Below are 13,856 nucleotides of genomic sequence, written 5' to 3'. Positions count from 1 at the left end.
GCTGGCCGACAGATCGAGAAATTGCCGCGAGTTCCGGCAGGAGCGATGAAATGGCAACCGGCGCAATGCCGAAAATCAATCGCTAGTGAGATATGGACGACCTGATCGTCATGGATGAATCCGGAGTAATCAGTTCGACGGGACTGTCGAAGGAGACGCGCGCCCCGGCGATCGCGACTTGGGTCCGGTTGCTCACGCCCAGCTTGCGCATGATTTCGCGGACATGGACTTTCACCGTCGTTTCGGTCATGCCGAGCTTGCGACCGATCACCTTGTTGGGATCGCCTTGGCAGAGGCAAGCCAGCACCGCGTACTGCCGCTCGGTAAACTCGGGCGCGTGCCGCGCGCCGTTTAGGCCATGGTCGCGCTGCACGCTTACCGCCTTACCGTCGAAGAGGGACCCTTGCTGGTCGTAAGGACCGTCCTCCGGCCCGAGAGGGGGCGCCTGGTTCTGTTGTTCAGGCTCCGGAAGTGCTTGCTCCTGGGATGTGTGTGGTTGTCTGTATTCGAGAGACGCAGGCGGGCTGAAGGTCTGGCTGGCCAGGATGGCGGTCGCCGGAAAGTAGGTGCCGCCATGGAGGACGAATGAAAGGGCGTGCAACGCAAGCTCGGGCGCCATGGAATTGCTGAAGTAGCCCCGGGCTCCGCAACGGATCGCGGCGAGAACGGTGGCGGGATGTTCATCGTCGGAGATGATGGCGAGTGCCGCCTCCCGGCGAAGGGTATGCAACACCTGTATCTCGGTGAAGACCTCGTGGGGAGAGGAGGTGCCGACGCTGTAAATCAGCATCTCGCATTCGCTCCGCTCGATAAGCCTTCTGTGCGCCTCATCGGGATCGAGCGAAATCAGTTCGACCTGTTCGTTGCTGGCCCAAGGACTTAGGAAGCTCTCCGCTCGAGCTCGTCGAAAGGCCTTTGCGTCTACAATAAATACAGTCTTCTTGCGTGGGACTAACATAACGCGCCCCCGGATTTTAATACCGATTATATCGATAGATTCCTTCAGAACCGCTCATAGTCACTGTGAATTAGTTCATTCTGTATCTTAATTGTTCAAAAGAAACTTTACTCTCGTTAACGGGGGATGCCAAGCAGACCAAATGTGACCGGATGTTGTCAAAAACTGGTCATTAAAGCGTGTTTTCCCATCCCTCAACTGCAAAAAGCCGTACCCGCAACCTGGCTAATATATCTTTCGATACGTACGCCTGCCCTGACGAGGCAGGTACGATGGTATCGTTGTCGGCCTCGCGCTTGTCTGCGGCGGTGCGCAGCCGCAAGCCCTTCCTACCAAAGTCGCCTAGGCTCGACCCGGCGACGGAGGGCCGTCGTCCCGGCCTCATCTGCATTTTCAGATCTCCAAAGCACAGCCTGCGTCGATGGTTGAATATCGCAAGATGCCGCGACTGATCGCATGCGTGCATGTTGCAGGCGCACGTGTGGCGTCATTCTGACCAAGTCGGCCTCGTTGGCTGACGGCCGCGATGACCTTCGGGACGCCACCGTTCGTCAATCGCATGGTGCGCCGGTGGATTTCCCACCATGCATTCGAGACCGAACGTATTTCCCCTCCGGCGCACAGATGAACCGGCGAAGGCGCTTGGCCAAGGATGCGATTGCCCAAACAGCCACCTGATCACCGGACTTCGTTGCCTGAACGGACGCGCGTCAGGATGAGCGCGCTCGGAGCGGCGCGATGCCCAAAGTTCGCCGGCCGCGAAGGGGTGATCATCGGCTCCGGCCGCTATCGCAGCACTGTCCGCATCATGTTCGACGGTTTCAAGTCGCCGATCTCGCTGCACAGCACCTACGTCGAACCGGTGGTTGAGGAAGAAAGTGTCTCCCGCCCCGGCCGGAACGCTACGCCCCCGGATCTCCCCGATAGGCGCAACCGTCGCTGACGCGCGTGTCCGGTGATCCAACGCGCCGAAGGCGCTGGGACGGTGGCAAGTTCCGCTTGGCTGGAACTGTCGCGCCTGCAGATCGTTGGATTTGGTGTCGGGCGAACATTCGTTCGTGATCCCGAAGGGGTTTTCTCATTCTATTGCCGAGGTGCTGTCTGCTGCAAAGCTCATCCATCCTCATTCCTGGCGAAACCGTCTGGAGAAGGTGCAAGGCAGGGCGGTTGACAATCCTCAATGATGCCGCCGCATATTTCGCCGCTTTGCGGGAAGCGCTACTGCTCGCAACCCGGCAGGTGTACATCATCGGCTGGGACATCCACAGCCAGACCCGGTTTGTCGGGCCCTCCGGGTACGCCGACGACGGCTATCCGCAAGAGCTCGGTGCGTTTCTGAAAGCGCTGCTGAAGGCGAAGCCCGATCTGCGGATCAACATCCTGATCTGGAATTTCCCGGCCCTCTACGCCGCGGAGCGGAATGGAATTCGGCCGCCAAGTTCACCGCGCACGCGTCGGATCGGCTGCGCTTCTGTTTCGACTCCAGCCTTCCCTTAGGCTCAGCGCAGCATCAGAAGATCGTCGTCATTGACGGTGCGCTAGGCTTCGTCGGCGGTCTCGACCTGACGATCCGGCGCTGGGACACCAGCGCGCATGAGACGCATCATCCGCTTCGTACCGATCCCGACGGCAAGCCCTATCCGCCGTTTCACGACGTGCAGTGCATGGTGGATGGCGAAGCTGCGGCCAGCCTGACGGAAGTGGCGGAGAACAGGTGGCGCGCTGCCGGCTGCACGGTCGAAAGACCCGCAGCGACCAAGGGCGAGCGCTGGCCAGCCTCGGTCCCGGTGCAGTGCCGGGGAATGACGGCGGGCATCGCCCGGACCGAGATAGCCACCGCGCGCAGTGACGGCGTGAACGAAGTCGCGCGGCTGTTCGAAGCGTCCATCAACACGGCCGACCGCTTCATCTATATCGAAAACCAGTTCACCAGCGCCACCGACATCGCGCGCCTCCTGGCGCAGCGGTTGCTGGACGTGCCGCAACTTCGCGTCCTGATCGTTATGCCGAAGATGCATTCGTCCTGGTTCGAGTCGCAGGCCATGCAGAGCGGGCGCGGCGGATTTATCGCCCGGTTCGTATCGGCGGGCGTCATGGACCGGGTCCGCTTTGTCTATCCATCGACGCGGGATGCCGAGCAGGCGGCCGCGGTCATGGTGCACAGCAAGGTGATGATCGTCGACGATCGCGTCCTGCGCGTGGGATCGGCCAACCTCAACAATCGCTCGATGGGGGCGGACACCGAATGCGACCTGGCCTTCGAGGCGACCTCCGACACGCATTGTGAATATCTCGCCTGGCTTCGCCGTAGTCTGATCGGGCATTTCTGCGGCGTCGATGAACGCGAAATCGAACGCCACGAAGCCGACCTGTTCGGATTTCTCGACCGCCTGGCGGAGGACGACGTCCCGAAATCGTTGCAGCCGATCGATCCGGCCGCGTCGGTCGGCGGCGTGGCGGTCATGGTGCAGCCCGTAGCCGATCCCAGGGAACCGCTTCACCTCGACCGCGCCGCCAACCGAATGTGGACGGCAAGAACCATTTTGGCCGTATCCGGCCTCGCCGCGGCGCTCGCCGGCTTGGCGCTGGCCTGGCAGTACACATCGCTGCGCGATTTCGCCGATGTCGGCTTCGTCTCCTCGATCATCTCGCAACCCGCGCGGTCGCAATTCGCGCCGCTGTTTGCGATTGCCGCCTTCGTCGTCGGCGGGTTGGTGGTTTTTCCGGTGCTGGTACTGATCGCCGCGACCTCTGCAGCACTGGGGCCGTGGATGGGTTTCCTGAGCGCGAGCGCCGGCGTGCTGCTCAGCGCGCTCACGCTGTTCTCGATCGGCCGCGTGCTGGGCCAGGCGCGCTTGCAGCGGCTGCTCGGGCGCCGGGCCGCCCGGGTTCAGAGCGGCATCATCGGCAAGGGGGTCATGGCGGTCGCCATGATTCGGATGGTGCCGATCGCCCCGTTCTCGATCGTGAACTTGGTGGCGGGCGCCAGTAAATTGAGCTTGCGCGATTTCGTGCTCGGCACCGTGCTCGGCATGGCGCCCGGAATCGCTGTGATGGCCGCGCTCGGCGCGCAGATCGCGGATCTGGCGCGAAACGCCTCCTGGATCAATGTGCTGCTGCTGGCGCTGGCGATCCTCGGCTGGATCGCGCTGTGCCTTGGCGTGCAGTTCCTGGTGACCTGGCTGGCGGGGCGTAGAACGTGATGGCTACGATTCGCATCATGACGTGGAACGTTCACGGCATCTTCCACCTCAATCCCGGGTTTGATTTGGATGGCGTCTGTTCCGTCATTCGCCACTGGTCGCCTGATATCGTGGCCCTGCAGGAGGTCGACTCGCGTGGGAGAACCGACGATCCCTTTGCTCTTCTGGCGAAAGCTGTCGGCGACCACAGCGTCGATGCGCGATCGATCGTCACCGAGGACGGCGACTACGGACAGGTGCTGCTGAGCCGCTGGCCGTTCGCCGAGCCCCCGAAAATTTCCGACGTCTCGTATCAGGAGCGGGAGCCCCGCAGGGCCATTGCCGCGCGCATTTTGTCCGATCATGGCGAGGTGAGGGTCATTGCCACGCATCTCGGCCTCAGCATCCATGAAAGGCACGCCCAGGCACATGCCCTGGCCGAGCTGGTGCAGCCGACGCGGACGCTCGTGCTCGGCGATTTCAATGACTGGTTCTGGGTGAAATCGGTGCGGGGCGTGCTGGCGCGAATTTGCCCGGTCCGAACGCGGTTACGGACATTTCCAGCGCGCTTGCCGATGATGCGGCTCGACCAGAATCTACGCCTCGCCCGATCTCGTGATCCGTTCGGCATGGACCGATCGCAAGGCCCGCTCCTATTCGGACCATCTTCCCGTCATCGCGGACGTTGCGTTTCCGGAATAGAGGTGTGACGTCAGGTGGGTTTGCTCAGTCGGGTTTGGCTGGGTGCTGCGTTCTCGGGTGGCGCTCATGCAGCAGCACGGCCAGATCGTGACGCAACTCGGAGCGGTTGCGCATCGCGGTTTCGAACAGCGCCTCCTGAATGTCCCGGGGCATGTCGCCCCACACCGCCATCGCGGCCTCGCCGAGCAATGATGCAAAGGTCTGTTCGTCGGTCATGTCGATGCTCCCGATTTTCGACGTTTGATCGAAACGAAGGTTCCCTATCGATTGAAATCAATCCCATCTCGTCCAGTGAAAAATATTGAGTCACGGGCCAAGCGGCAGCCCGAGCCGGCCGACACCTGGCAGTTTCAATGCGGGGCGGCGGATGTCGAAGCCGAGAACGCCTCCGAAAAAATTGAGTTCGATGCCTTCGATCCATCCGATCGTCAGTCCAAGATAACCTCCGAGCGAAGCAAACACGCCGGTCCGCGACGGCGTGAAGCCGACCCAATTGCCATGGTAAGGATAATCCTTGCCGATCGCCGTCGGCGGCAACACCGCTTCAAGTTCCGGAACGGCATCCAGTATCGCCTGGATGAACGTGTTGGAGTTCGGACCCGGCCATGCGCTGTAATCTCCATTGGCTCGAAACTTGTAAGTCTCGATGACCGAGCGGATTTTGGGAATCAGCGCTTCCGCTTTCGGACCATCGACGCTGACGACCGTTTCGGGGATCTCGCCAAACCAGCGCCCGTCGGCCAGGAATCCGTCGATCCGGATCGGTTCACCCCAGGCCGTGTAATCGTAGCGGCTGTAACGGCTGGCCCCGCGCTCCTTCACGACGATCCAGGTGTGAACCGCGAATATCCCGCGCCAGCGTACGGTTCGTGCCGCGAACACCCTGATCACGGCATCGGTGTGTTCGGAAGCCTTGGCAAGAAGCCCGGCGCTTGAACGGTCCGCCGTTTGCCAGTTCTCGCGCCTGTCGCCGAGCAGGTATTGCACGGCGGAAACAGCCATGGGAACGAGCATGAGCAGAAGGAAAATGACGAAGTATCTCTTCACGGCGGGGGATCAATGTGAGCGGGCACTTGATGTAGTAGCTTAAACTCTGATTTCCAGTTCGGCGCTGCGCAATTCCGCGATCAAAAACGCAGAACGCCGAGCGCAAAGAGCAGGCCGATGGTCACGGCTGTCGAAATTAACAACGAGCCGAGACATCCCAGCCTGTTCGAGAAAAACAGGAACATTACGCTTCTGCGCCTACGATTTCGCCTCTCCGATCGTGTCGGCCATCGTGGCCCCGCGCTGACCTAGCGGCCTGTTTCCGCCCTCCGTGCTATCGGCTGCGGTCTGATGTTCGATCTCCGCATTGAGTTCAGCGCCAAACAACACAACGATCGTCGACATCCACATCCACATCATCAAGCCGATCGCCGCCCCGAGCGAGCCGTAGGTCGCGTCGTAATTTGCGTAATTGGCAAGATAGAACGACAGCAAAGCCGATCCCGCAAGCCATGTCAGCGTTGCAAGCACGCTGCCGACGCTTAGCCAGCGCCATTGCGCCGAGCGGCGGCTTGGTCCGAACCGATAGAGCACCGCAAGGCCAAAAAGCATCGTCAGGACCAGGACAGGCCAGCGTCCGAATCGAAACAGCGCATCGGTCACGGAGCCGAGTCCGATGGTGGACAGAACGATCGGGAGTGCAACCACGGAGCCGATCGCGAGAAGCACCGCAACCAACCCGCCAAAGGTCAATGCGAGGGAAACCGCGTTGAGCTTGAAGAACCCACGCTTCTCGTCCTCGTCGTAGACCACATTGAGCGCATCGATGATCGCCTTGATGCCGCCATTGGCGCTCCACACGGCAAGGAGGAAGGAGAACAGAAACGCCAGTCCCAGCCTGACCTCGCCCTGGGCCAGCACCCGGCCGACCTGATCTCTGACGATGCCGAGAGCGCCCTCCGGCAGGATGCCCGCAAGCATCGTCATGTGGTCGTTGATCGTACTTGCATCGGCGAACAGCGCGTAGGATGAGACGAGGGCGGTGATCGCCGGGAAAAGGGCGAGCAGGCCATAGAACACGACACCCGCGGCGACCGCGAGCAGCCGGTCTTCGCTGACCTGCTGATAGGTCCTGATCAGGATGTCCTTCCATCCTCTCCAGGGAATTTGCCATGGGGACACTGCGCGGCGACCGCGGCCCTGATCGCCGGAAGTATCCGGCTCGGCCTTGGCTGGCTCAGGCTTCGTGTTGTGCAGGTAACTCGCATCGCTCATGGCGAACCGTCCCCGCGTCTCTACGCCATAATGCGCAGCGGGCGACGACGTTCCTGGATCAGGTCGCGATGAACAGGTGGCGACGCCGCGCCGGAGCGCGGTGCCGGCTGACCGTGGCGATCTAAAGCATGATGAAACTAGGTTTAATTGCGACCACGAAGGAGGTGCGCTCCCTCTCCCGCTTGCGGGGGAGGGCTGGGGTGGGGGTGTCTCCGCGGGCGATACTGCCCGAGTGGAGAGAGCCCCCACCCGGCGCTTCGCGCCGACCTCCCCCGCAAGCGGGAGAGGTGAAGCGCGTCTGCGGCCAAATCTATCTGACCAAAAATCATCCTGCTTTACCGTCCCCAGCGCAATACCACGGGATCGAGCTGGCGGGCGATTTCGATGAGACCGGCGCGCGCCGCCGGGTGAACCCTTTGCAGGGGGTGACGAACCGCGTCCGAACCGATCACGCCGCCTTCCTTCATCAGTATCTTGGCGGCCTGCAAGCCGCACTGGCGGTTCTCGTAATTGATCAGCGGCAGCCAGCGTGCATAGGCTGCCATCGCTTCCTCGCGGCGGCCTGCGAGATACGGATCGATGATCTGCCGGATGCCATCAGGATAGCCGCCCCCCGTCATGGCGCCGGTCGCCCCGGCGTCGAGATCGGCCATCAGCGTGATGGCTTCCTCGCCGTCCCAGGGACCTTCGATGCTGTCGCCGCCGGCCGCGATCAGATCGCGAAGCTTCGCCGCCGCCATCGGCACCTCGATCTTGAAATAGCGGATATTCGGAATTTCCCGCGCCATGCGCGCCAGCAGGTCGACCGAAAGCGGCGTCCCGGCAACGGGCGCATCCTGGATCATGATGGGAATGTCGATGGCGTCGGAGACGGTGCGATAGAATTCGAAAATGGCCCTTTCCGGCACGCGGAACGTTGCGCCGTGGTACGGCGGCATGATCATCACCATCGCCGCGCCCGCGTCCTGGGCCTGGCGGCTGCGTTCCGCGCAGATGCGCGAGCCGAAATGCGTCGTCGTCACGATCACCGGCACGCGTCCTGCGACATGCTCCAGCACCGCAACCATAACCGTTTCGCGCTCGGCATCGGTGAGGACGAACTGCTCAGAGAAGTTGGCCAGGATGCACAGGCCGTTCGAGCCGGCGTCGATCATGAAATCGATACAGCGCCGCTGGCCTTCGAGATCGAGCTCCCCCTGATCGTCGAAGATGGTTGGAGCGACGGGGAAGACGCCGCGATAGGGCCGTTGTGCAGTCGGGGTCATTTAGGGATGTTCCGTTGGAAAGGGATCAGTGATTGTATGGCCGTCCCTTTCATTCATCAACATGATAGAAGGCTCGTCACGATCGAGCAGGCAGCCAAGGAAAAAGACCGATGGGGGGAGTTCTGGAGGGCATCCGTGTCCTCGATTTCGGGCGTTATATCGCGGGGCCGTATTGCGCGACATTGCTGGCGGAGTTCGGTGCGGAAGTCATCCGCGTGGAAAAACGCGACGGCAGTGAGGACCGCTTTGTCGCACCCGTCGGTGAAGGCGGCGAGGGCGCGCTGTTCCTGCAGGTCAACCGCAACAAGAAATGCATCACGCTCGATCCGATGAAGCCGCAAGGCCAGGAGGTGATGCGCCGGCTGGTTGCGACATCAGATGTCGTCGTCGCCAACCTGCCGCCGCAGACGCTGCGCGCGATGAAGCTCGACTATGAATCGCTGAAGGCAATCAAGCCGGACATCATCCTGACGACCGCGACCGCTTTCGGCGGCCCCGGGCCGTGGTCGGATCGCGTCGGCTTTGACGGCGTTGGCCAGGTGATGTCGGGCGCCGTCTACATGACGGGCAAGGGCGATCCGCCGTACCGGGCCGCGGTGAACTGGGTCGATTCGGCACCGCGCTGCATTGCGCCTTCGGCACGCTCGCCGCGCTGATCGAGCGGGCTAAGTCCGGGCGCGGGCAGATCGTCGAGGGCGCGCTGCTCGCAACCGCGTTGTCCTTCACCAACGCAACGCTGATCGAGCAGGCGGTGATATCAGCGAACCGCGTACCCACAGGCAATCTCGGCCAGACCGCGGCGCCCGCCGATATCTACCGCACCAGGGACGGCTGGGTGCTGTGCCAGGTCACCGGCCATCCGCTGTTCATCCGCTGGGCCAGATTGATGGGCGAGGATCACTGGCTGAGCGATCCGCGCTTTGCCGACGACATCAAGCGCGGCGACCACGGTCCCATCATCAGCGAACGGATGGCGCGCTGGTGCGCCGAGCGCACCACGCAGCAAGCCGTCGATACGCTCGGCCAGGCAATGATCCCGGCCGGTCCGGTCTTAAGCCCGCAACAGGCGCTGGAGCATCCGCACATCCGCGCCGCCGGTTTCATGCAGGATGTCGACTACCCCGGCCTGCCGAATCCCGCGCCAGTGGCGCGCGCGGCGGTGCGGCTGTCGGAAACGCCGGGCGAAATCGTGTCGCGCCCGCCGACGCTTGGCGAGCACACCGATAGCGTGCTGGCCGATATTGGCTATGACGCAGATGCCATCGCCGCGCTTCGCAAGCACGGGATCATCTAGATGCAGGGGTCGATGACCCGGCGCCTTAACGGGCGCTGACTATAGCGGGATTGTTGTTTCGTTCTTTGCGGTACGGATCACCATCATGGTGAAGAACCTCGCAACATTTGTCCGATTCCGAAACAGCCGATCGCAAAGTGCATCGAATTCCTCCATATCGCGAAGGTGCAGCATCAGGACGACATCAACTTCCCCTGTAACGGCATAAGCCTGCGCCACTGCTTCCTCGCTAATCGCGAGATCGAGAAACCGGCGCATATGTTGCTCGCCGTGAAGCTTCAGTTCGACCGTCACCAGGGCCTTCAACATGCGCCCGGCCTTGGCTGGGTTCAGGATTGCGACAATCCGGTCAATGATGCCCGTCTGGCCCAGCCGTCGAATACGGCGCAGGCAGCTCGAAGGGGACAGTCCGACCTCGTCGGCCATGTCGGCGTTCGTTCGTGACGCATCGCGTTGCAGAAGGTTCAGGAGCTTCCTGTCGATCCGGTCCATACGCATCTCCAAACTCGTACGAACAGGATGCAATAAAATTGCATCTAAGTGCAATATTTGACCGCAAATGCGAATGGGGTCGGACTAGAAAATGAGGGCCGCAATATGGGAGCCCGCGATGACAGCGCTCAGATTCGCCGTCCACAAGACCCAGGAGACACTGCAAATCTACTGGGAACTCGTCCGTGTCATCGTTCCGGTCACGATCGTGACCGAGGTGATGTTTCGGACCGGTTTGTTCGAGGCCGCGTCTCCGGCCCTAGCGCCAGTCATGGGACTTTTCGGACTGCCGCCGGAGCTGGGACTGGCCTGGCTGACCGGAATGCTCGTGGGGGTATGGGCCGCGATTCCCATGATCTTCGCGCTGGTGCCAGCCGCATCGATGAGCGTTGCGGATATTACAGTTTTCTCAGCACTTCTGCTTTTCGCGCATGGTCTGCCGATCGAGCAGAAGATCATTCAGAAGGCAGGGCCGGGATTTGTCGTCACCACGCTGATCCGGGTCGCTGGCGGCATACTCTACGCCATGATGCTCCATCATCTGCTTGCCACCACTGGCTGGCTGTCGGAGGCGCTGGATCCGGCCTGGATTCCGATGGCCGCCTCTGCTGATTGGGTGGGGTTCCTCACCGGGCTAATGGAGGCGCTTATTTTCATGCTCGTCATTCTCATCGTTCTCGCCTGGGGACTGGAGATTCTGAAGTTGTCCGGCCTCATGGCTCTGTTGATGAAAATCCTTGCGCCTTCGTTGCGCCTAGCCGGAATAGAGGGCAAGGCGGGGCAGTTTACCACCGTAGGTTTGTTACTGGGCATTTCCTATGGCGGTGGATTGCTGATCCGCGAAGCGCAATCAGGCGAGGTGTCATCCCGTCAGGTCCTTATTTCATGCGTCTTCATGGGATTTGCACATAGCGTTGTCGAGGACACCTTGATCGTAATAGCAGTGGGCGCGGATGTTTTCGGCGTGCTCGTCGGACGGATTATTTTCGCGGTCGCTGCAACCGCTCTGATTGCGTGTCTCGTTCGGTCAGTTCCAGATGAAACTTTTTTTGCGTGGGCATTTCGGCGAGCGCACTGCCGCGGGGCAGCGGGCCGGTAGATGCGAACTGCGGAAAGGTAACACGATGGGCAAATCACTTCTGATTTTCAGAAATCGTGTCAAGCCCAGGAACCAAAAATATTTCGCTTAACGCGAGGGGCAAATCAGTCGCATAACTCTGCCTGTCTCACCCGATGGAGGGGCGGCTCGCGATCGTCACGAACGTGCGGTGAGATGCGATGGACGCGAATGGCGCACAAGACGTAGGCGCCTGACGCGTACGGCGAAGTCGTGTGGTTCGGGCGCCGCGGTGCTGGCGCTAAGTCCCAGGAGAAGCGAAGCTTCTCAGGGGCGACGGAGGCAAGAAAGCCGTTCTCCGGGAAGAGCACGAAGTAAGCCGTAAAGCCATTGCGCAGGGAAGCCGGGATGCTCCCGCTGTACCTGTATGCTCGTGTGCGTGTTCTCTATGCGCAATTGCACACGAGACCGCGGGTGCGGCGCGCACCCGGTCTTCCCTGCGCCCTCTAATTCGAAGGGGGGTAAGGTGAACAGCAAACCTCGGACGCAACGCGCCGCGAGATCGCGAAGTCATACCTTGCATCGCGACTGCTTCCACGCAGTCGTCCCTGCGAACGCAGGGACCCATACGCCGCGGCGGATGTTGTCTTGCCAAAGATGGTGGCCGGCTTTCGTTCAACGACGGGCAGCGGTGGCTATGGGTCCATGCGCCGAGTGCGCGATTGCGCACGGAGGCAGGGACGACGCTTTGATTTGGGGCCACCATGCCCATCGTCCGCCGCTTCCTTGCAAAAGCTTGAAGTTTAAAATATATGCTGAACCCTGATCCTGGAGGCTTGACCGATGTCCCAGTTGTCGCGTTCCTCCCATGCGCTCGTCACCGGCGGCGGGCGGGGCATCGGCCTTGCGGTATCGTCGGCGCTGTCGAAAGCGGGCGCGACGGTGACGGTGCTCGGCCGCAACCGCGCAACGCTGGATGAAGCTGTTAGCTCTGGCGCGGCGCAATTCGCGGCGGTCGCCGATGTCGCCGATCAGGCTTCGGTCAAATCAGCCGTTGCCGAGGCCGCCGCGCGGCAGCCGATCGACATCCTCGTCGCCAACGCGGGCGCGGCTGAATCCGCGCCATTCGGCCGCTCCGATGCGGCGCTGTTCCAGCGGATGATGAACGTCAACTTCATGGGCGTGGTCCACGCCACGCAAGCCGTGCTGCCGGGGATGCTGGAGCGACGCCGCGGCCGCATCGTTGCGGTGGCTTCCACCGCTGGCCTCAAGGGCTATGCTTATGTCAGCGCCTACAGCGCGGCGAAACATGCCGTCATCGGTCTCGTCCGTTCGCTGGCGCTGGAAACCGCAAAGAGCGGCGTCACGGTCAATGCTGTCTGTCCCGGCTTCACTGAAACCGACCTGCTCGAAGGCTCGATCGAGAACATCATCAAGAAGACCGGCCGCAGCCGCGAGCAGGCGATCGCGGAGTTGTCAAAGCACAATCCGCAGGGACGTCTCGTGGCGCCGTCGGAAGTAGCTGATACCGTGCTCTGGCTCTGCGGCGAGGGTGCCGGCGCCATCACAGGACAGGCCATCGCGGTTGCCGGTGGCGAGGTCTGAGCGGTCAACGACAATGCAATTCAGGGAGATCTCATGAGCAAGCCTGCCAACCCCGTCACGCTGCCGCTGGCCGACTATTCGCCGAAACATTTTGTGCTCGCGGTCGTGGATCGCGTCGCCACGGTGACGCTCAATCGTCCTGAGCGAAAGAATCCGCTGACCTTCGAAAGCTACCGCGAGCTCACCGATTTCTTCCGCGCCTGCGCTATGGACGATGAGGTCAAAACCATCGTCGTCACCGGTGCCGGCGGCAACTTCTCGTCCGGCGGCGACGTGTTCGAGATCATCGGTCCCTTGATTCAGATGGACACCAAGGGGCTCACCGCCTTTACCCGCATGACCGGAGACCTGGTGAAAGCGATACGGGCCTGCCCGCAGCCGATCGTTGCCGCCGTCGAGGGCATCTGCGCCGGCGCAGGCGCGATCATCGCCATGGCGTCGGATCTGCGCCTTGCCGCGACAGGCGCCAAGGTTGCGTTCCTGTTCAACAAGGTCGGGCTCGCCGGCTGCGACATGGGCGCCTGCGCAATCCTGCCGCGCATCATCGGCCAGTCGCGGGCTTCGGAACTGCTCTATACCGGCCGCTTCATGACCGCGGAGGAGGGCGAGCGCTGGGGCTTCTTCAGCCGCATCGTTACGCCGGACGCGGTGCTGCCGCAGGCGCAGCTTCTGGCCAAGCAGATTTCGGAAGGGCCGACCTTCGCCAACACCATGACCAAGCGTATGCTGGCGATGGAATGGGCGATGTCGGTGGAGGAGGCGGTCGAGGCCGAAGCCGTAGCCCAAGCGCTCTGCATGACCACGGAGGATTTTGCCCGCGCCTTCGAGGCGTTCTCGAACAAGCGCACGCCGGTATTCCAGGGGAATTGAGGGCTGGGCGTTGTCCCGGACGCGGTGCAGCGTTCTCCCGGCGATGCGAAGCATCGTCCAGTACGCTGCTCCGCAGAGCCGGGACCCATCGGCGAGTGGGCCCCGGAGCAGCAGCGCACCGCCGTGAACGCGCTTATGGCGCTGCGCAGCATCCGGGGCACGAACAACC

13 protein-coding genes and 2 pseudogenes are annotated in these 13,856 nt (G+C 62.0%); 9 read left to right on the top strand and 6 right to left on the bottom strand.

Annotation, left to right across the window (positions count from 1 at the left end):
* Positions 1 to 82: 82 nt before the first annotated feature.
* Positions 83 to 790, bottom strand: coding sequence for a LuxR C-terminal-related transcriptional regulator (locus ACFXS9_RS06990; protein ID WP_392686543.1), 708 nt, complete (start codon positions 788 to 790; stop codon positions 83 to 85).
* Between the two features lie 883 nt (positions 791 to 1,673).
* On the opposite strand from ACFXS9_RS06990, the gene ACFXS9_RS06985 reads away from it, so the two are divergent.
* The 5 genes and pseudogenes from ACFXS9_RS06985 to ACFXS9_RS06965 all read left to right on the top strand — a co-directional run bounded on the left by ACFXS9_RS06985 (position 1,674) and on the right by ACFXS9_RS06965 (position 4,850).
* The gene (locus ACFXS9_RS06985) at positions 1,674 to 1,901 is read left to right on the top strand and encodes a hypothetical protein (RefSeq protein ID WP_392686540.1); all 228 of its coding nucleotides are present in this window, start codon (positions 1,674 to 1,676) and stop codon (positions 1,899 to 1,901) included.
* Between the two features lie 224 nt (positions 1,902 to 2,125).
* Positions 2,126 to 2,455, top strand: a complete 330-nt coding sequence (locus tag ACFXS9_RS06980) for a hypothetical protein (RefSeq protein WP_392686537.1) — start codon at positions 2,126 to 2,128, stop codon at positions 2,453 to 2,455.
* Positions 2,422 to 2,499, top strand: a pseudogene (locus tag ACFXS9_RS06975) (hypothetical protein); the annotation flags it as partial. The gene ACFXS9_RS06980 and the pseudogene ACFXS9_RS06975, both read left to right, overlap by 34 nt.
* A gap of 123 nt (positions 2,500 to 2,622) precedes the next feature.
* Entirely contained in the window at positions 2,623 to 4,161 is a 1,539-nt protein-coding gene (locus ACFXS9_RS06970) for a VTT domain-containing protein (RefSeq protein ID WP_392686534.1), read from the top strand.
* The gene (locus ACFXS9_RS06965; protein ID WP_392686531.1) at positions 4,161 to 4,850 is read left to right on the top strand and encodes an endonuclease/exonuclease/phosphatase family protein; all 690 of its coding nucleotides are present in this window, start codon (positions 4,161 to 4,163) and stop codon (positions 4,848 to 4,850) included. Before ACFXS9_RS06970 ends, ACFXS9_RS06965 begins: the two co-directional genes overlap by 1 nt.
* A gap of 16 nt (positions 4,851 to 4,866) precedes the next feature.
* On the opposite strand, the gene ACFXS9_RS06960 is transcribed toward ACFXS9_RS06965, so the two are convergent.
* The 4 genes from ACFXS9_RS06960 to ACFXS9_RS06945 all read right to left on the bottom strand — a co-directional run bounded on the left by ACFXS9_RS06960 (position 4,867) and on the right by ACFXS9_RS06945 (position 8,369).
* Entirely contained in the window at positions 4,867 to 5,058 is a 192-nt protein-coding gene (locus tag ACFXS9_RS06960) for a hypothetical protein (RefSeq protein ID WP_334364092.1), read from the bottom strand.
* Positions 5,059 to 5,148: 90 nt separating this feature from the next.
* Positions 5,149 to 5,844, bottom strand: a complete 696-nt coding sequence (locus ACFXS9_RS06955) for a DUF3750 domain-containing protein (protein WP_392686528.1) — start codon at positions 5,842 to 5,844, stop codon at positions 5,149 to 5,151.
* 243 nt (positions 5,845 to 6,087) lie between these two features.
* Positions 6,088 to 7,104 (bottom strand): YihY/virulence factor BrkB family protein, encoded by a 1,017-nt coding sequence (locus ACFXS9_RS06950; RefSeq protein ID WP_392686525.1) that lies wholly within the window; start codon positions 7,102 to 7,104, stop codon positions 6,088 to 6,090.
* 335 nt (positions 7,105 to 7,439) lie between these two features.
* Positions 7,440 to 8,369 (bottom strand): dihydrodipicolinate synthase family protein, encoded by a 930-nt coding sequence (locus tag ACFXS9_RS06945; protein ID WP_392686522.1) that lies wholly within the window; start codon positions 8,367 to 8,369, stop codon positions 7,440 to 7,442.
* A gap of 110 nt (positions 8,370 to 8,479) precedes the next feature.
* Between ACFXS9_RS06945 and ACFXS9_RS06940 the strand changes: the two are divergent.
* A pseudogene (locus tag ACFXS9_RS06940) lies at positions 8,480 to 9,663 on the top strand (CaiB/BaiF CoA transferase family protein).
* Between the two features lie 39 nt (positions 9,664 to 9,702).
* Here the strand turns inward: ACFXS9_RS06940 and ACFXS9_RS06935 are convergent.
* The gene (locus tag ACFXS9_RS06935; RefSeq protein ID WP_392686519.1) at positions 9,703 to 10,155 is read right to left on the bottom strand and encodes an Lrp/AsnC family transcriptional regulator; all 453 of its coding nucleotides are present in this window, start codon (positions 10,153 to 10,155) and stop codon (positions 9,703 to 9,705) included.
* A 118-nt stretch (positions 10,156 to 10,273) separates the two neighbouring features.
* On the opposite strand from ACFXS9_RS06935, the gene ACFXS9_RS06930 reads away from it, so the two are divergent.
* The 3 genes from ACFXS9_RS06930 to ACFXS9_RS06920 all read left to right on the top strand — a co-directional run bounded on the left by ACFXS9_RS06930 (position 10,274) and on the right by ACFXS9_RS06920 (position 13,687).
* Positions 10,274 to 11,254 (top strand): nucleoside recognition protein, encoded by a 981-nt coding sequence (locus ACFXS9_RS06930; RefSeq protein WP_392686516.1) that lies wholly within the window; start codon positions 10,274 to 10,276, stop codon positions 11,252 to 11,254.
* Positions 11,255 to 12,055: 801 nt separating this feature from the next.
* Positions 12,056 to 12,817, top strand: coding sequence for an SDR family NAD(P)-dependent oxidoreductase (locus ACFXS9_RS06925; protein WP_392686513.1), 762 nt, complete (start codon positions 12,056 to 12,058; stop codon positions 12,815 to 12,817).
* A 33-nt stretch (positions 12,818 to 12,850) separates the two neighbouring features.
* Complete coding sequence (locus ACFXS9_RS06920; RefSeq protein ID WP_392686510.1) at positions 12,851 to 13,687, top strand: enoyl-CoA hydratase family protein; 837 nt, start codon at positions 12,851 to 12,853, stop codon at positions 13,685 to 13,687.
* The last annotated feature ends 169 nt before the right edge of the window (positions 13,688 to 13,856 follow it).

Origin of the sequence: Bradyrhizobium sp. RDI18 (assembly GCF_043203335.1) — a bacterium.
Lineage (GTDB): Bacteria > Pseudomonadota > Alphaproteobacteria > Rhizobiales > Xanthobacteraceae > Bradyrhizobium > Bradyrhizobium retamae.
This window is presented reverse-complemented; position numbering and strand designations above follow the sequence as displayed.